The following is a 15,159-nucleotide window of genomic DNA, read 5'->3' on the forward strand; positions in this document are numbered from 1 at the left end:
GCACTATTCTGAAATAATATCACCAAGGCTGGTGGTAAATTCTCTTTTGACGGATTCAGTAAACGGCACTCGCTCAATATATTTATAATTCGTGGCATAGGTGTTGGTGTCTAAAGTCCGGGAGATCTCATCATCAATCGGGTCTTCAAACATATCAATGCGCACATCGATATGCTGCGTGCCTTCTGCGGTAGGATGTGACAGGCTGCACGACACTTCGATATAGCGATCTTTCTGCTCCGCGACAAACGTCCAGAAACCTGCATTAAAGTCGGTTGATGCACCGTGACGTTTAAATACAACATCAGATACGGAATAACCGACAGCATTAAGAAGGGAAATGAAATTAAGCTGACTGGAAATGATATCTAATTTATTCATGATGTCTCCTGTTGGTATGTGGCAATTATACCAGGACGCGCTCGACGGCTAATAACCTGCGGCAAAATTTTTCCGAATAGTTGATGATGTGATTGATAGCTTTAAAAATTAGGAGGATTGTTTATAAGAAGGAATATAACCAGAGGATTTGAAATTTAATACACCATGCCGACTGACCACGTCTAATTTTTCAAAAGTTACTTTTCCCGGCTGCCCTGATCCCACGTCGCTAAGACCCGGTATACTCAGGCATTCTGCCCGGAAGGCAATTGGCTTCGGTGATCGGGTATTAAAATAGGGCCAGTCTGTTTTTCTGCGAGTTTCGCGCTCTGTTGATGGCGTGAAATCACCTTTTCCGGATGCCCTCCCTGGCTGTCCGGTGCGCTGGCGCTACGCCCAGCGGTATGGGGTAAAATAGGTCTCGTTAACTTCAAGAAATTCGGTCAGGGAATTCATCGCTCTCGTGTCGTATGCAGTCACAATAAAACGGTAACCGTCCACCGTTTCGATGTAACTGATCCCCCGTGGCGTGCTGCTGGCATTCACCACTTCCGCCGTCATCATAAACTGGCCTTGCGGGAATTCCTGTGACAGGTAGATAAATCCGGTGGTTGCTGATGACGGGGTGGCATTCATCAGCACACCGTTAAATTGCTGGCCGTGTCGCGCCGGGATCAATGTGCTGTCCGCCGTCGCCTGATTCAGCAGCTGCCGGATCAGGGTTTCCTCTTTATATGAGCTGTAAGCGCGGACATCGTCTTCAGCCCCGGAGCGTGAGCAAACACCTACATGTGCAAGCCGCCGGTATTCGTTACGCATGTAGGCATGACAGGATGCACCCGCTCGCCCCTGAAGGGTGACACCAAAATCTTCACACAGCATCAGAACCTGGCGCAGATTGTTGTCATATACCGTCGCAGTAAGGGCCAGGTTATAACTGACGAATGTCAGCTCAAAAACCCGTGTATGCATGTCACTAACGTGTGCCTCCATCCGGATCAGCGGCTTTTCAGTCAGCGGATATGGAGTGCCGTTCACGCAGTACGGGGTAACGCCGCTAAAACACTCGCCGATCACGCTTGCAATGACTACGTCGGCGTCAATGACAGCCGGTGCCGGGACATAGATCTGAAACTGTCCTTCCGTGCCAGATTGGGTAAGGACGGGGAACAAACGCGGGGAATTAAGCTGCTCAAGGTCAGCATTGATCAGTTCTGTCCAGCTGGGTTTCCCGGTGGGTGCATCGAGGCGCAGGCCCAGGTTATCGCAGAAGTCGACGATCTGCCGGGAGTGTTCCACCATCACTGCCCCGGAGAGAGTCAGACCGTGCGTCGTCATCTTCAGCTCACTCGTCCGTGTCTGGGTATTCTGGGACCAGGGCTGTAAAGAAAGTGTCGTCCGGCTTAGTGAAGGTATAATTGTTTCATTCAGTGGGTCGATCAGTTGGCAATGCGCATTCAGCCGGGGGACAAGGGCATCAAATATGAAGCTTGCCTGTTGTTTAGTGCTGGTCTGAATATAAAACATCGCATCCGTGCCTGCATCCCTGGATAAAATACCGAAAAGTTTCATTTTTTACCTTAATGGATTAGCGATTTATAATCATGCGCCGACAGGTGAACGTTATGTACGCCATCATTCCACACAAAGAATAACCGATATTTTGAATTAACTCGAATGGAAGAGTACCGGTTTGCGGTCATCCTTAAGCGTTCGTAACGCAAACTACTTGATAACAATTCGCGTTCGTTTTTTACATTATTTAACGTTTTCAGTCTGCATGAAATCGCATTTAACAGATCAGCAGGAATACCTGCTGTGGACTTTCCATTACGGAAAAAGCTTTCCAGCCGTCTGTCTTTAAATGAATGGATCATATCTTCCTCCGTAATGGAATGAGTAAAATTAAATAAGAATTATAAAAGCCTGAAGCTGATTTATTAAATCCCGAGAATTCTGGCTGCGACCGTTAGTTGTTTATCACTTAATGGATATTTCCGTGATAACGTTGATTTCAGACTGTTCAGAAAGCTGTTCTCCCCGTCTTGCTGTGTGATGGCGTCAACCAGTTCCTGATTGCTCTTACACCACAGATTGAACGCGGAAGTCTTTGATTGTACAGCACGCTGACGCACTACTGCCTGAGCTGCTGAAATCTTGCGTGCCGCTTCCGGGTATGTGCGATATAACGCGGAAAGGGTGTAACATGTACGGGTTGTGACCAGGCTATAGCCCGTACCATTACATGCCATGCAGCGGCTCCTATAAAAGTGTTTACGCTCACCACGGCCTTTGCATTTATTGCAAGTGACCCGATAAATATATTCCCCGGTGCCTTTTACTGAATCAATACACTGAATCTTAGCGTTGTCGATTTCAATTCCGCTCTGGTCAAAGTATTTATCCATTTTTGATTCCTCAGGTTTGGTCTGAAGTAATCATGACAGATTGGTCTCGCTGGCTAATAACCTGAATGAAAGATTTTTAAAAATAATTTTGCAGCACTGCTAAAGGCAGTTTATATATGCAGGATTCAATTTTACTGAGAAATATTTTCGGAATTGTCTGTTTACAAATACCAAAAAAAAACCAATGAGGTCTTAATTACATCCTTAATGGGCATGGTTATTTTACATCCTTATGAGTAGCAATGCTTATGTGTTAATTTAAAAACACCATATGCGTCTAAGGAACTTCCTATCCGCCTTCATGAAGCTTTTTTCCGGTTACCAGTAAGGGCCATATGACTGGCAAATATTCCGCTCGCGGTATACCGAAGTTCCGAGAGGATGGCGAAACGGCAGAATGCTACAGTAAAGGAGAAATGTTAGCTATAAAACGGTGGCACAGGGTCGGGATACTCGCGGGCTGAAATGGCAGATTCAGTTTGTCTTCCGGCTGTAGCGTCCCTTCCCCACTCACAAGACCCATCTTAACCGAAGGTGTCGCAGCCTTTCTCCCAGACGCTCGACGATTCCTGGGTTTAAGGTCACGAAACAATGGTCATGCACACCGGCTTTCAACTGGCACAAATGTGATTACGAAACACTCGTTAATGCCCTCCCGGTAAGCCTTTAGAAAAGTTACTTTTCTGAGATTAAAATGGACTATTTTAATTATAGTTTGGATATGAATTTTTAAAAAAATAAATGCCTTCAACTTATTTGGAAAATAAGCCGGAATGTTAGAGTGTTCTCATTCAAAAAAGAGGAGAACCAACCATGCCAAAATGTCTATTACCTGCCGAGCTTGCGGAAATTGTCTGTGGATTACTGGTGCAACCCACATTAATGAATGAATTAAAAACACCGGAGTCGCATAAAGCATTTATGCAGGATATCGCTGAGCTGGTGGCGAAACATTGCGGAGGAGAGATTGACGGTGTGATCATGCCGGTGGATCGCGATGAATCAAGCCAGGCCGATTATCTGACCTCTCCGGATGTAACCCCTTATCTCGTCGTATCTCCCGGCGCGGACATGCACTCCCTCACCGATAATGTCTGGCGTCACCATGCCCGAGATGGCTGGCTTGACCATATCAAAGGCAGCGACGAAGAAAGCCCTGATGAATTGCCGACGCATAAAGAGTGCTCAGTTCGCCGCTACGCCCTCCAGCGGATGCTCCTTCAGACACAAACCAACCATGCTAATCTTCCCTCGCAGGTGGTACGAATGCGTGATTACTGCAACCTCGACGACGAACAGCCCGGGTCTTCAGCAGAGTTTATCGTTACTATGGCGCTCGGCGGTCATGCCCAGCTGGCAGTACAGGATGTGGAATCACGCCTGGTAATGGCCCTGACGTTGTTAATTGAAAATGGTGTTCCCTCGGTCCATGTAAACGCGGGTGACACTGATCCTTCAGTTCTGCACGTCCAGGCTGCTCACGGCGGCATGGTCCTTTCAACTGACTCCCTGAATCATGAATTCGGTATTTCGCCGCCTGACAGGTATACCAACGGTCGCCCTGGCTTATTAGTTAAAGCAGCCTCCTGATTCATTAATTACAAATTTGTCCTTTTTTAATTCCATTGTTCGCTCTTTGTTTAAAGGGCGAATATATTTTTAAAAAACTTCACGCCGGGTTATTAGCCAGCAAACCGAAACTGTTAGAATTAACACATCAGATGAAAGGATGACTATCATGGCTAAATTAATTTCAACTCGTGAACTGGCAACAATTATTACTGCATTACTGGTAAAACCGGAATTATTGGGCGAGCTGGATTCTCCAGAAAAACATCGCGCACTGATGGAGGATCTGGGGCGTGTTGTGGCAGAGCATTGCGGCGGCAATGTCACGGAAATCGCATTGCCGGAAACCGATGGTACGGCAGTTGATGAAGCTTTGCTGGATGGCCAGCCTGTCCGCTATCTGGAAACAAAAGAAAGCTCCCCATATCTCATCGTACACCCTGACGACTCACTACCGTCTCTGACGCATAACGTTTGGATGCACGCTGATCCTGATGGCTGGGAAGAACATTTCGATGGCGAGGACAATCCCCTGATGGAGGAGTTGAGCCAGCAGTTCCGCCAGCAGGTGTATGCGCTTCTGACGCCGGAATCGCAGGCAACGCCTTCAGAGATTATCCGGACGTTACAGGACTGGCAACTGGGTGAAACCCAGCTGCCAGAAGAAGACTGTCAGTCCTATCAGGTGAAGGTGTTGTTAGAAGAGAAAAACATTCAGTGTGAAGTGGTGAATGAATCCGGCACGACTTGTTTCGGCCTCATTTTTGAGATCGATCGGGGTGTACCGACGCTGCACATCGACACGGGCAGTGATTCACTGCTGCATATTCACGCGGCACATGACGGCCTTGTTCTGACACCAGATGCGCCGAACCACGGATTTGAAGATGCTCCAGTAGACCGCTTTTCTTATAACAGCCCGTCCCTGTTGGTGCCAGGGGTGTAACCTGGCAAACAACACAGCGGTATTTTGGCCCCGAGTGAAATAATTCAGGACAGGAGTCAGGCAGATGGGCGATGTTGCCACACTACCACCGAAAATTAACGATGGCGTACTTCGACGCTGGAATGCTCAGCGCGGGCAACGAAATGGCCGAGGCGGAAGGTATAAGCGCCTTCCGTCACAAAGCAACCTAAGTAACTGGGTTGTAAGACGTCTGATTGAAGAAATCATAATGGAGGACCGACGAAGAGCAGCATCAGGTTGAGCAGTATGTTGATCAAGTTACCACTACTGGCGCAGGAGAAGTGGAAGGTATGACCCGCGTCCCGGTAGTTCCCACGATGGAACAGCTAATTGCAGGCCGGAAGCAGATAACTTCGGCCACTGGAAAAATGTCTCGATTAATGAGCCAGCGTCTTGCAGATGTTTACCGTGCAATGGTCGCAACTGCAAAGGGGGAGTGAGATGCGTGAATTACTTGGAAAGACAGGGGCAGAACATCAAGCCTCCGTAATGTATCAAACGTTTGGACACCTCGATGCGAAGCCAGGCGAAAAGCATAAAGGTCACTTCGTTTTTATCAACGGTCAGCACGGCGATCTGTGTGTTGTGCATAGTGAATTTTCATCCTTTGACGAAGGTCCTGGCTATTTCAGTGACCGTGCCGATTTCATCTGGGAATTGGTTAAAGACGGAGGACCCTGCTCTAAGGTCGGCATCTACCGGTTTGACGGCGAATACTCGCTTCCTAAACGCCGGAACGGGAAAAGGTTTTCGGGAAGCGTGACGTGCCTTCAATCATTCTAATTTCGTAGTGCATGAGCACCGACAGGTTATCAGTAAAACGGGGAGCGCCACAGTTCGCGTGCAACCTTCCCTATCCATCAACTCGAATGAGTACATAATAATGACGAACGCTGACGCATCTAACGTTAAGACCAGTCCAGAATTACCAACTCTCGAACGTGTCTATGCTCTGCTCAAGGACAACTATAAACCCGCAAGATTTGCTGATCGGGATGGGGAAATCTGGGGGCATGAGTATTCATGGAATCTGGCAAAATCAAGCCTGCAAGACCTGGAGAAGTACGGGAAATCGTATGTATCGAAGCATTCCGACCGGATGGGCGATGGATTCAGTTTTGGTCCTGACCTGGTCATTATTCGCTGACATGCGCACGGAAGTGAGTAAGATGGCTGGCTGCACCGGAGGACAAGAGTGATGAAGGGTAAAAATATCGTGGCTCGTGTCGTGCGGGAAGCGACCTATAAGTGGGAAACCCGCCACAAGTTAACGCCAGAACAATGCTCTGAAATTAATCAACTGATGCGTCGGCTTTCAGAACACCTTGCCTGCCCCGTTTGCAAAGCAATGTCCTTAAAGCAACTCAGGCACGCAGAATACATTTTGAAATGCGGAACGTGCGGTGAAGAGTTTCTTATCAATAAACGTAAAGAATCGGCTCACGCGAGTTAAGCGCGGTGAATGAGCACAACAGTAAGGTGACAACCATGAAAGAACTGATTTCGGTAGCTCAGGCGGCTCTGGACTATATCGATGCCTTACCCAGCGACATGGTGGCATCACTCCATACGATGCCTGGCTTTGATCGCGATTGGGCAACAGAAGTCATTGCCGATGCTATCGTCGAAAGTAACGAGTCCCGGGAACAGATACAGCAGCAGTCGCAGGCAATTCAGTTGCCCGAGACCTGTTTCTTTGATGGCCCGGGCAACACAACAGAAACGTATTTCCTGGCAGACGATGTCAGAGAGTTACTCCGGTCAGCGGGCGTCCAATTTAGCGAGTGATACGGGTAAAGTTCCCAGGCAGTCCGGTCTCACATCGGTATTACGCCAGACGCTGTCAACATTAATTCGATTCAGGGCATGACAATGGAAAACACAGTAATACCGACGGTAACAGAAAACGAGATGGAAGAGGTGATCACCCGTCACACGGCATACGGGCAGGTATCGGTAAGCCGCACGACAACGACGGGGCAGCGCTTGTATGCCTCCGACCTCATTCATAAAGAGGTGATTACGCTGACCTTCAGTGAATCAGAGCAGGTTGAGCGCGATGGAGTGATCCGTCATCGGCTGGCGGAAGGCAGACGCCGTTCCCCACTTCTGAAAGTCAGTCTGTCTCCGGCTCAGTGGGCCTCAATGATCACATCGTTCGGAATGAGTGACGGCGTGCCGTGTACCATTAACAGTTTGATTCGCGGCGACTATGAGCGCCAGCCGGAGATTGGCTATATTGAGTCGACACGCGAACGTTATGAGCGTCAGATCCGGGAAGCCTCTGAGCGCGAGATGGCGAAAGTGAATGAAAAGCTGAAAGCACTGGCTTTGCTGGTGGCAAAAGGCAAGGCAGGAAAGCGCGAGCTTGAAGAAGTATATCAGTCTCTGTCCGGCGCAATCGCCAACCTGCCGGTTAATCTGGCCTTCAGCACCCAGTTGATGCAGGAATCCATGGACAAAATCGTCTCACACGGCAAGGCCGAACTCGAAGCCTCCGCCATGGGCGTGGCCGCTCGTCTCGGTATGAAAGAAATTAGCCGCTTGGCCTCGTTGGAAGACAAGAAGTAACCGGTACGATCACCCATAAGCATACCTGCTGCACACATAAGCGGCACAAAGCTCAGTGGCCAATTCATAGCGTGTTGACATAAACCGTACACACAAATGTGCTTCGTCGTGGCGGGTGCCTGATATGCGGTTCCCGACGCGGCCCCCTTCTCTCTTTAGCGGTCCACAGGACTCCAGGTAATGCCGGTGGGCTGTATCCAGGACGTTTTCCAGTAGCCGACAGTGGTCGGCGTCATACCCCTTAAGAAGGTGTTCCAGTTCTGCCATGGCGAGTGCGGGTGGTAACCAGGTGACGCCAAGACGCAAAAATTGGAGCTGCATTTGAATTTGATGGCGATCGGGCGTGAGACCCTGCACCCGGGGAGCGCGATAGCAAATTCTCTCCAGTGGAGCGAAATGCGTGATAAACGTTTTCTCAGCAATCTCTGACATTCGACTAAATCAGCCTGTTCCGTTTCTTTCTGGCTACGTTAAGACACCATGAAAAGGCCCCGTATGACGGGGCCGGTTCTGTGGTGTTTATTGGATTTGCGGCAGCTCGATCATGAAGCGGGATTCGCCAACTTTGCCGCTGGTGGCCGGGAAGATCGGGATCAGGATGCCATCCCCTTGACCGAAGTCTATTGTGATGTCTTTCGAATCTCCGGGAATGACAGTCGCCCCATTCATACTGACCGCAAAGGCCGCATCTTTACGGACCGTCAGCGTGCCGGTCTGCACTCCTGTGATCAGCGAACCATCTTTCTTCCGGATGCTGTTGGTCCGCAGATACGCCAGTGGCTGGTTATCTGATGTCTTCAGCCCCATGCCCACAGCCAGCGTCTTGATGGTATTAAATTCAATCAGGTTGTTCGGTACGTAGCGGAACCGGCTGCTCTTTGTGGTGCTGTTTCCGGCTTCATCCATTGCTATGGCAGTCAGCACGTAGGAATCTGCATCATCTGTTGCGGGGAAGATACGCGGGTATCAATGCTGAAGGAGTAGCTGGTTGTGGCCACGACATTCGACTTATTGTCGAGGGTTTCGGATTTAAGGGCAAAAGTCCCCTCGCCCAGTACCGGCAGTGCCATGGATTTGCCGTAGTACTCACTACCATCAGCGGCAGTGATCCTGTCGGCCACTGTCACCAGGCCGGTGACACTCTGGAACATCTGCACATTATCTGATGATCGTGTCACGGTAACGCGCTCGTAGCGGTCGAGACCAGATATCAAGTTCAGCGTAATTGCGCTACCTGGGTTGAGATACGCTCTGGAGGGTTCAGCATTCACTTTCGTACCACGTGTGTCGGTGTACGAATAGTTGTACAGCTGAGCCTGGCCGCAAAGTGGGAACAGCAGTGCCGCATAGACGGCGGCGATCAACGGACCTCTGTAAAATTTCATTTATGTTCTCCTGGTTGGCCAGGAAATTTTACCCGAAACGTTTTCATCACCCGGGTGATAAGAGGTGTAATTATTCAGTAAAACAACGCCCGTTTGTGCGCCTTTTGCCAGGCCAGCGAAAGTGACAATATCCGCTGATTAACGGCCCAGAAATACTCTGCTTAACGAAAAAGTGCCGGAGGTGAATCGTTTAAAATAACGACAAAACAATAGGGGAATACTGAATGAAATATCAGACTATAACTTTGGCTATGGTTTTGCTCGGCGTCTCAGTTCCGGTAACAGCTCAGATTTATGAATCCAGCTTTACAGATACCAATGGCATTGAAGTACACGCGCCTTCAACCCGGATGCTACTCAATCCGGCTTCTACCGTAACGCTGACGCTTATTTCTGGATTGGATCGCTTTGTAAACGTTAAAGTGACCCGGGAAACCGGGGCGCAGTTGTACAATACCACCACTACCCGTACCGGTGTGGCTGATCGGCTAAAAGCAGCCGACGGCAGTGAATTTTACGGGAAGAAAGTAACTTTACCCGCTCTCGGGGAAGGAAAACTGATCGTCCAGGTCAACATTTTGGATCTGAATCAGTCAGTGGTAGCTACGTATAACTACAACTGGACAATAGACACCACACCTCCGGCTGCAAATGCCCTTACAGCAACCACATCACTGGGCACTGGAACTGGAGCGGTATTTAAATTAGGTCTTGAAGCTGTGGCGCAATACAGCTTTTTATCAACGGGCATCGCTGATGCGGTTGGAATAGATAAAGGCATATTTGAAATCTATCGCGCTAATGGAACCCTTTTCAGCTCAACGCCAATGAAATACAACGTCGGTGACAAGACGATGTACCTGCCCTACACCTTCGCAAGTGTGAAGCAACCGGGCATCCCTGATAGCAACCTTGACGAAGAATTTCAGGCAAAAGCCAAAATTTACGACACCGCCGGGAATATCCGCACGTTACCGACCCAAAAATTTCGGTTTGATAATACAATTGGTGAGATATCCCTTTTCGCTGTTCATGATCCAAATGATGCAACCAGCGTCGTTCCCGGCGTGAAAAACTACCCGGCCTATAAAGCCGGTATGGTGGTTAACGAAAACCCTATCAGGCTGGTGTATAAAATCCCGAGATCTAACTACCGGGCATATGCAGAGGGTGGACTGGAATTTATTAACCTTTATTCGGCTGCAAAAGAAATCGCTTCTGATGCCACCTACAGCTATGTCGAAATGACGCTGCCATTTGGTGCCTTCAATGGGGATATGGCTCGTATGGCCAACTTTGGACAGTGGGCAGGATACTTCCCGACCTACACGATGACGCTCAACCCGAACGCAAACAAGACGCCTGCTTTTACTGGCACCTGGGAGGATTTTCAGGATAGCAATGGCACCTGGTATAAGTCGAAGGACTTCGAGACAGTTCTGTCTTCCAGATTGCCGATTAAAATCGTCCGGGCAAGATTTAATGTAGAAGCCAGACCGTTTGAGCAGGAAGTTGGGGGACGCCTAACCTGCCGCATTCCGGTTGGCCAGACAAGTTGCGAAGCTCCTGAGAATTTTGATATGGCGGTAGGGACTCAGGGTTATAACCGTACACTTTATTATGTACGCAGTGTCGCGAACCCTATTCTTCGTTCCGAGCAGTGGGTTATGACACGCTGGAACAATCAAATCGTCCCAGAAATTGGTGAGATCACCTACAGCCCGACATCTAAGATACTGACTGTTGAAGCTCATCTCAACAGAGATAATGATTGGTTCGACGGATTCAGACTCCTCGGATTCTATCTTACCGATAAGAACTCCAAACAGCGCATGACGCCTGTGGGAGTCGAAAAGTCCAGAAACGCGGGTAACTACACGATTGAGTATGACCTTTCCCGGCAGTCTGAAGGGCAATACAACGTTGAAGTGAATATTCAGGATCGTTTCGGTAACCAGACAAACAAAACCTATGGCGTGATAGCTCTCGATGCCACACCCCCAACGGTTGCTATTACCTTCGAAGGGAAGCCGGTAAAGGATGACACCGTCGTCTATGGTCTGGAAAATCTGCGCATTGCACTGAGCGATAACCTGACCACACCTCGCATTACTCGTCTCCAGCTAACTGGCGGACCGACATCAGACAATGTTGAACTCAGTTGGTCACCTGCTGGTAAAGACATATACTCGCCGGAATATCCGCGCATATTCCCGAATTTCGAGCCCTCTGAAAACTATGCTCTCAGTGTGACAGTGTCGGACAGCCAGTCCAACACAAAAACTTACACACAGAAGTTCAGTTATCTCCCGAATAACTTGGTACAGCTGCATAACCTTCGAACCCTTGCAGTAAAGTCGGCGCTCAAAACCTCTGATAACGTGCCACTTGCCTATCTGTCTACAAACATGCTCCGCAAGACTAACGGTGAAATAGCCAAAGGCTTACAGAACGCGACCCTCTCAGTACGTAAGGATGCCAACTTCGGGATAGTGTTTAATGGAGCGGAGGCAGCTCCTGGGGAGTCTGTAAATGTTAATATCGACATGGGTATGGGTGATAATCTTCTCATGCCGGTTTATCCATCAGAGAACGGCAAGACCGGAGCCGCTGAGTTTATGATCCAAATTGATGAGCTGAAGTAACCATAAAAAGCCGTCAGTCACTCTGGCGGCTTTTTTTCGTGACGCCATTTCCTGCATTTTCTCCGCTCTCTCTCCTCATAACTCTGTAGCCGCTTGCGTCAAAAAAGTAACTTTTTCTACAAGGGAAGAAGTGTGCTAGTGCGGTTCTTAGAACGGATCGGAATTTACTCACATTTCGATCGTAATGCTTCATGACGTCTCTGTGCATAGTTATCAACAGGATAGAATAATAATAAAGATCAATATAGGATCAATAGCAGATCAAAAAGGAATAACGATCCTCGCAGGCCAGTAATATCGGGGCTCTCAGCGGATCGCCATCCACTGTACAGGGGGCGAAATACACTATGTCGGGTAATCCATCCACTATACAGGGTGCATAATCCACTATACCGGGTGGATTCGATACACTATACCGGGTAGGATGTAGATCTTATGCACAAAACGGATCTTTCTATATGTCTAGTAATAACAACAAGTTATCTCTTGTCATTGAAGAGTCCCTAAAAGATTCCGGGGAAGTTATCCAACTGCTTCCCACGCTAAGACAGACCATTCAGCCGAAAGTTTTACTCCGTCTGGGTGTGTTTGTGCCAACACTGAAATCCACGGATAAGGGTGGCCGGAAGAGTCACCGCATCGATGCCACCGAACCCCTTTCGAGACTATCCATTGTCGAGGGTGAAGGCTACAGCCAGATCCAAATTTATGGCCCGCGCCTCGACATGGACTCTGACTTCAAATCATGGTGTGGGATCGTTTATGCATTGTCTAACCGTCCGCTCGACTCGGAAGGTCAGCTGGAGCTGAATTTCCCGGAGTTTGCTAAGTTCTGCGGTTTTGACACTAAGCGCATTGATAGGCAATTGAAAGAGCGTTTTGATGCTTCATTGACGCGTATTGCCCGAACCAGTATCTCGTTCATTAAGAAAATACCCGGTACAGACGATCAGATAACGATAAACATGCACCTCGTGGAATCCACGTACTACGACAGTTCCACCGGGAAAATCGTCATCAAGCCAAATTCGAAGCTCAATACGCTGTATCGCGTCGACGGTAAAACCCGACTCTACCTGAAGACGTTGCAGAAACTGGCCCGTAAGGAGTCCGCACAGGCCCTGTATCTGTATCTGGCTGAGTTACCGAGCACCTTTTACCGTATCGGATTTGACCGGCTGCGTGAACGCCTGCAACTGTCCTCACATCTTGGCAACCAGAATGCCACAGTTAAAAAGGCGCTGGGCCAGCTTAAAGAGATCGGTTTTCTGGAATACTCCATAGACAAAGAAAACGGCGATTATGTACTGAATATTCTGAAAAGAAACATGAAGCCATGATAGATGCCGGATAATGCAGCTGCCTGCCGCGTGGGTGGCTGCATTACCCGGAATAGTGGATATTCTTCTCCTTTCCGCTCTGTTTTTACCCGGTACAGTGGATCTCCACTACACCGGGTAATGTCAGCCCTAAAACTCCGATGCAGCCCTTTCTCTTCAGCCTTACCCTGACGATTCTGTGTGTTTTTCAACCAAAATGTGAACTATACCCGGTACAGTGGAGCCACGAAAATGTGATCCATACCCGGTATAGTGGATAAGGCCCCTTGCGAACCAGGCACCGGAAATGTGGCGGCACTGGTTGGCAAGTTTTACCCGGTATAGTGGAGCCCGTTACTGCCTCCGCCCCGGATGGCGTGATGTCACGGGAAGGAAGATATACCCGATAAAGTGGTTCGTGAAGGGTGAACGGCCCTGATAGCACGATGAGGCTGAAGTGGAAACTGTACCCGGTATAGTGGAGCCACTAAGATTGCGTACCCGGTGGCTGAGAGGGGAATCTTTTCCCGCCACAGTGGAGTAGCTGATATCGTCGAAAATGTCTTAACCACAATACGGCCATTCTGTTGCTGCACTAAAGAAATGCATCATCGAGTCTCAGGTGTTTTAAGTTGGTAAACCCCCTTCCACCAGGTGTCGAAAGAGACGCTATCATCGCAGCGCATAAACATGCCGTTATGCCTTGCGACAACGCTGAGAGAACCTTTATTTTTACCGCAGGTCTTCTCAAAAGACTCTGTAGCTTTAATAAAAGTTTCACCATCCGTGATGGTCGGGGAATCCAGTTCCTTCGCCAGCCATGACGGATAGCTGTCAGCATTAACCCATACAAGGCGTTCCACAACTGAAAAGAGTACGCCGACAAGGCCAACCGCCCAGAGCGTAATAACCAGTAAACGTAAAATTCGCAGGACTATGAATTTTGAATGCTGTAAAGGCGAGACAAGAAATGGCAACGATATCATGACTGTGAGCATGACTGATGACGCCAGCAACGTGTATAACAATGCCCATGATTTCACATAGGCCGAAAACGCGATCATCAAGCCAATAAGAACAAAGAGCGGTGCAGCGCTTTTCAGACTACCCATGTTTATTTTCATTATTTTGATGCTCCATTTTGTACGAGTTTAGAGATACTACGTTTAAAATCATCTACGGCCTCAAAAAAGGTTCGTGGATGACGTTATTGGTTTTTTATATTGTACCATTGGTGAGCGTTTACCTTTTTACCCTTTAATTAAGGCACCAGGATTCGCCCCTGAAAAAGCGAATTCCATGAGGTTAATGTATGTCACACAATATTTTTATAGCTGAGTTTGATGATGGACTTCGGATGTACGGTATCAATGACGGTACAGCCTGCCATATGCATGCTTTTTTGTTTCAGACCCAGGCGCAAGTAGAACACTGGCTGGGAAGCGGTGATCGTGATACCCGCAAGTTACCTGTAATGCCAGAAAACGCCTCATTGACGGAGGAAAACGTCACTATCGGCCCTGACGAAACATGGGCTTTTCGCTCCCGAGCTTCACGCACCGCACAATGGATCACCGGCCCCCTTGAACATGACAGTGAGTCATGGGAAGACCAGTCTGTATATGGCCACAGCACGTGAACTTCACGCCTCCAGTCCTGCTGACCGACATAGGCAGGACAGGGGTTTACAGTACCCGGTACAGTGTATCGCCTTGCTGAACCCGTGTTTGCTGCTGCTGGCCCAGCGGACGGATGCTGGGAAAGTCAAAGATGATCAGTTTTAGATCCGCGTTCGCGGGGATAATTATTCCTACTGGAATGTTAGCTACAGCGTTAGAATCCATTTTGTTGCCTCACCTTACAAGGGCGATTAACCGTCTTAATGGCAGCATTCGCCCGATCAGGCCGCAGGGG

The 15,159-nt window shown here is 48.7% G+C and carries 18 protein-coding genes; 10 read left to right on the plus strand and 8 right to left on the minus strand.

Annotation, left to right across the window (positions count from 1 at the left end):
- Positions 1–3: 3 nt before the first annotated feature.
- The 4 genes from C2U43_RS28090 to C2U43_RS28105 all read right to left on the minus strand — a co-directional run bounded on the left by C2U43_RS28090 (position 4) and on the right by C2U43_RS28105 (position 2,789).
- Positions 4–381 carry a hypothetical protein gene (locus tag C2U43_RS28090; RefSeq protein ID WP_015063074.1) on the minus strand — a complete coding sequence of 126 codons (378 nt, stop codon included), beginning with the start codon at positions 379–381 and terminating at the stop codon, positions 4–6.
- Between the two features lie 390 nt (positions 382–771).
- Entirely contained in the window at positions 772–1,953 is a 1,182-nt protein-coding gene (locus C2U43_RS28095; protein WP_022652127.1) for a hypothetical protein, read from the minus strand.
- A gap of 8 nt (positions 1,954–1,961) precedes the next feature.
- A complete protein-coding gene (locus C2U43_RS28100) occupies positions 1,962–2,258 on the minus strand; it encodes a type II toxin-antitoxin system RelE/ParE family toxin (RefSeq protein ID WP_015063076.1) in 297 nt (98 codons plus the stop codon).
- 63 nt (positions 2,259–2,321) lie between these two features.
- Positions 2,322–2,789: a hypothetical protein gene (locus tag C2U43_RS28105; RefSeq protein ID WP_022652128.1), complete on the minus strand. Its 468-nt coding sequence runs from the start codon at positions 2,787–2,789 to the stop codon at positions 2,322–2,324.
- A gap of 813 nt (positions 2,790–3,602) precedes the next feature.
- On the opposite strand from C2U43_RS28105, the gene C2U43_RS28110 reads away from it, so the two are divergent.
- From C2U43_RS28110 to C2U43_RS28145, 7 genes are all read left to right on the plus strand, one after another.
- A complete protein-coding gene (locus C2U43_RS28110; protein ID WP_022652129.1) occupies positions 3,603–4,379 on the plus strand; it encodes a hypothetical protein in 777 nt (258 codons plus the stop codon).
- A 148-nt stretch (positions 4,380–4,527) separates the two neighbouring features.
- A complete protein-coding gene (locus C2U43_RS28115; RefSeq protein ID WP_022652130.1) occupies positions 4,528–5,304 on the plus strand; it encodes a hypothetical protein in 777 nt (258 codons plus the stop codon).
- A 462-nt stretch (positions 5,305–5,766) separates the two neighbouring features.
- A complete protein-coding gene (locus C2U43_RS28125) occupies positions 5,767–6,108 on the plus strand; it encodes a hypothetical protein (protein WP_032610383.1) in 342 nt (113 codons plus the stop codon).
- 100 nt (positions 6,109–6,208) lie between these two features.
- Positions 6,209–6,472 carry a hypothetical protein gene (locus tag C2U43_RS28130; RefSeq protein WP_022652132.1) on the plus strand — a complete coding sequence of 88 codons (264 nt, stop codon included), beginning with the start codon at positions 6,209–6,211 and terminating at the stop codon, positions 6,470–6,472.
- A 48-nt stretch (positions 6,473–6,520) separates the two neighbouring features.
- The gene (locus tag C2U43_RS28135) at positions 6,521–6,778 is read left to right on the plus strand and encodes a hypothetical protein (RefSeq protein WP_125362998.1); all 258 of its coding nucleotides are present in this window, start codon (positions 6,521–6,523) and stop codon (positions 6,776–6,778) included.
- Positions 6,779–6,813: 35 nt separating this feature from the next.
- Positions 6,814–7,113: a hypothetical protein gene (locus C2U43_RS28140; protein ID WP_032610385.1), complete on the plus strand. Its 300-nt coding sequence runs from the start codon at positions 6,814–6,816 to the stop codon at positions 7,111–7,113.
- Between the two features lie 84 nt (positions 7,114–7,197).
- The gene (locus tag C2U43_RS28145; RefSeq protein ID WP_022652135.1) at positions 7,198–7,896 is read left to right on the plus strand and encodes a hypothetical protein; all 699 of its coding nucleotides are present in this window, start codon (positions 7,198–7,200) and stop codon (positions 7,894–7,896) included.
- A 519-nt stretch (positions 7,897–8,415) separates the two neighbouring features.
- Here the strand turns inward: C2U43_RS28145 and C2U43_RS29965 are convergent.
- Complete coding sequence (locus tag C2U43_RS29965; RefSeq protein WP_071787996.1) at positions 8,416–8,820, minus strand: Ig-like domain-containing protein; 405 nt, start codon at positions 8,818–8,820, stop codon at positions 8,416–8,418.
- Complete coding sequence (locus C2U43_RS29970; protein ID WP_015063083.1) at positions 8,814–9,281, minus strand: DUF4165 domain-containing protein; 468 nt, start codon at positions 9,279–9,281, stop codon at positions 8,814–8,816. Before C2U43_RS29970 ends, C2U43_RS29965 begins: the two co-directional genes overlap by 7 nt.
- A 224-nt stretch (positions 9,282–9,505) precedes the next feature.
- On the opposite strand from C2U43_RS29970, the gene C2U43_RS28160 reads away from it, so the two are divergent.
- Together C2U43_RS28160 and C2U43_RS28165 are read left to right on the plus strand one after the other, a co-directional pair.
- Positions 9,506–11,926 (plus strand): Ig-like domain-containing protein, encoded by a 2,421-nt coding sequence (locus tag C2U43_RS28160; protein ID WP_015063084.1) that lies wholly within the window; start codon positions 9,506–9,508, stop codon positions 11,924–11,926.
- A 458-nt stretch (positions 11,927–12,384) separates the two neighbouring features.
- Positions 12,385–13,266 (plus strand): RepB family plasmid replication initiator protein, encoded by an 882-nt coding sequence (locus C2U43_RS28165; protein WP_015063085.1) that lies wholly within the window; start codon positions 12,385–12,387, stop codon positions 13,264–13,266.
- A gap of 587 nt (positions 13,267–13,853) precedes the next feature.
- On the opposite strand, the gene C2U43_RS28170 is transcribed toward C2U43_RS28165, so the two are convergent.
- Complete coding sequence (locus tag C2U43_RS28170; protein WP_015063086.1) at positions 13,854–14,369, minus strand: hypothetical protein; 516 nt, start codon at positions 14,367–14,369, stop codon at positions 13,854–13,856.
- Positions 14,370–14,557: 188 nt separating this feature from the next.
- On the opposite strand from C2U43_RS28170, the gene C2U43_RS29665 reads away from it, so the two are divergent.
- Complete coding sequence (locus C2U43_RS29665) at positions 14,558–14,884, plus strand: hypothetical protein (RefSeq protein ID WP_015063087.1); 327 nt, start codon at positions 14,558–14,560, stop codon at positions 14,882–14,884.
- A 46-nt stretch (positions 14,885–14,930) separates the two neighbouring features.
- On the opposite strand, the gene C2U43_RS29520 is transcribed toward C2U43_RS29665, so the two are convergent.
- Positions 14,931–15,089 carry a hypothetical protein gene (locus C2U43_RS29520; protein ID WP_022652137.1) on the minus strand — a complete coding sequence of 53 codons (159 nt, stop codon included), beginning with the start codon at positions 15,087–15,089 and terminating at the stop codon, positions 14,931–14,933.
- Positions 15,090–15,159: the final 70 nt, after the last annotated feature.

The sequence above is a fragment of the Citrobacter freundii complex sp. CFNIH9 genome, assembly GCF_002903305.1.
Taxonomy (GTDB): Bacteria; Pseudomonadota; Gammaproteobacteria; order Enterobacterales; family Enterobacteriaceae; genus Citrobacter; species Citrobacter portucalensis.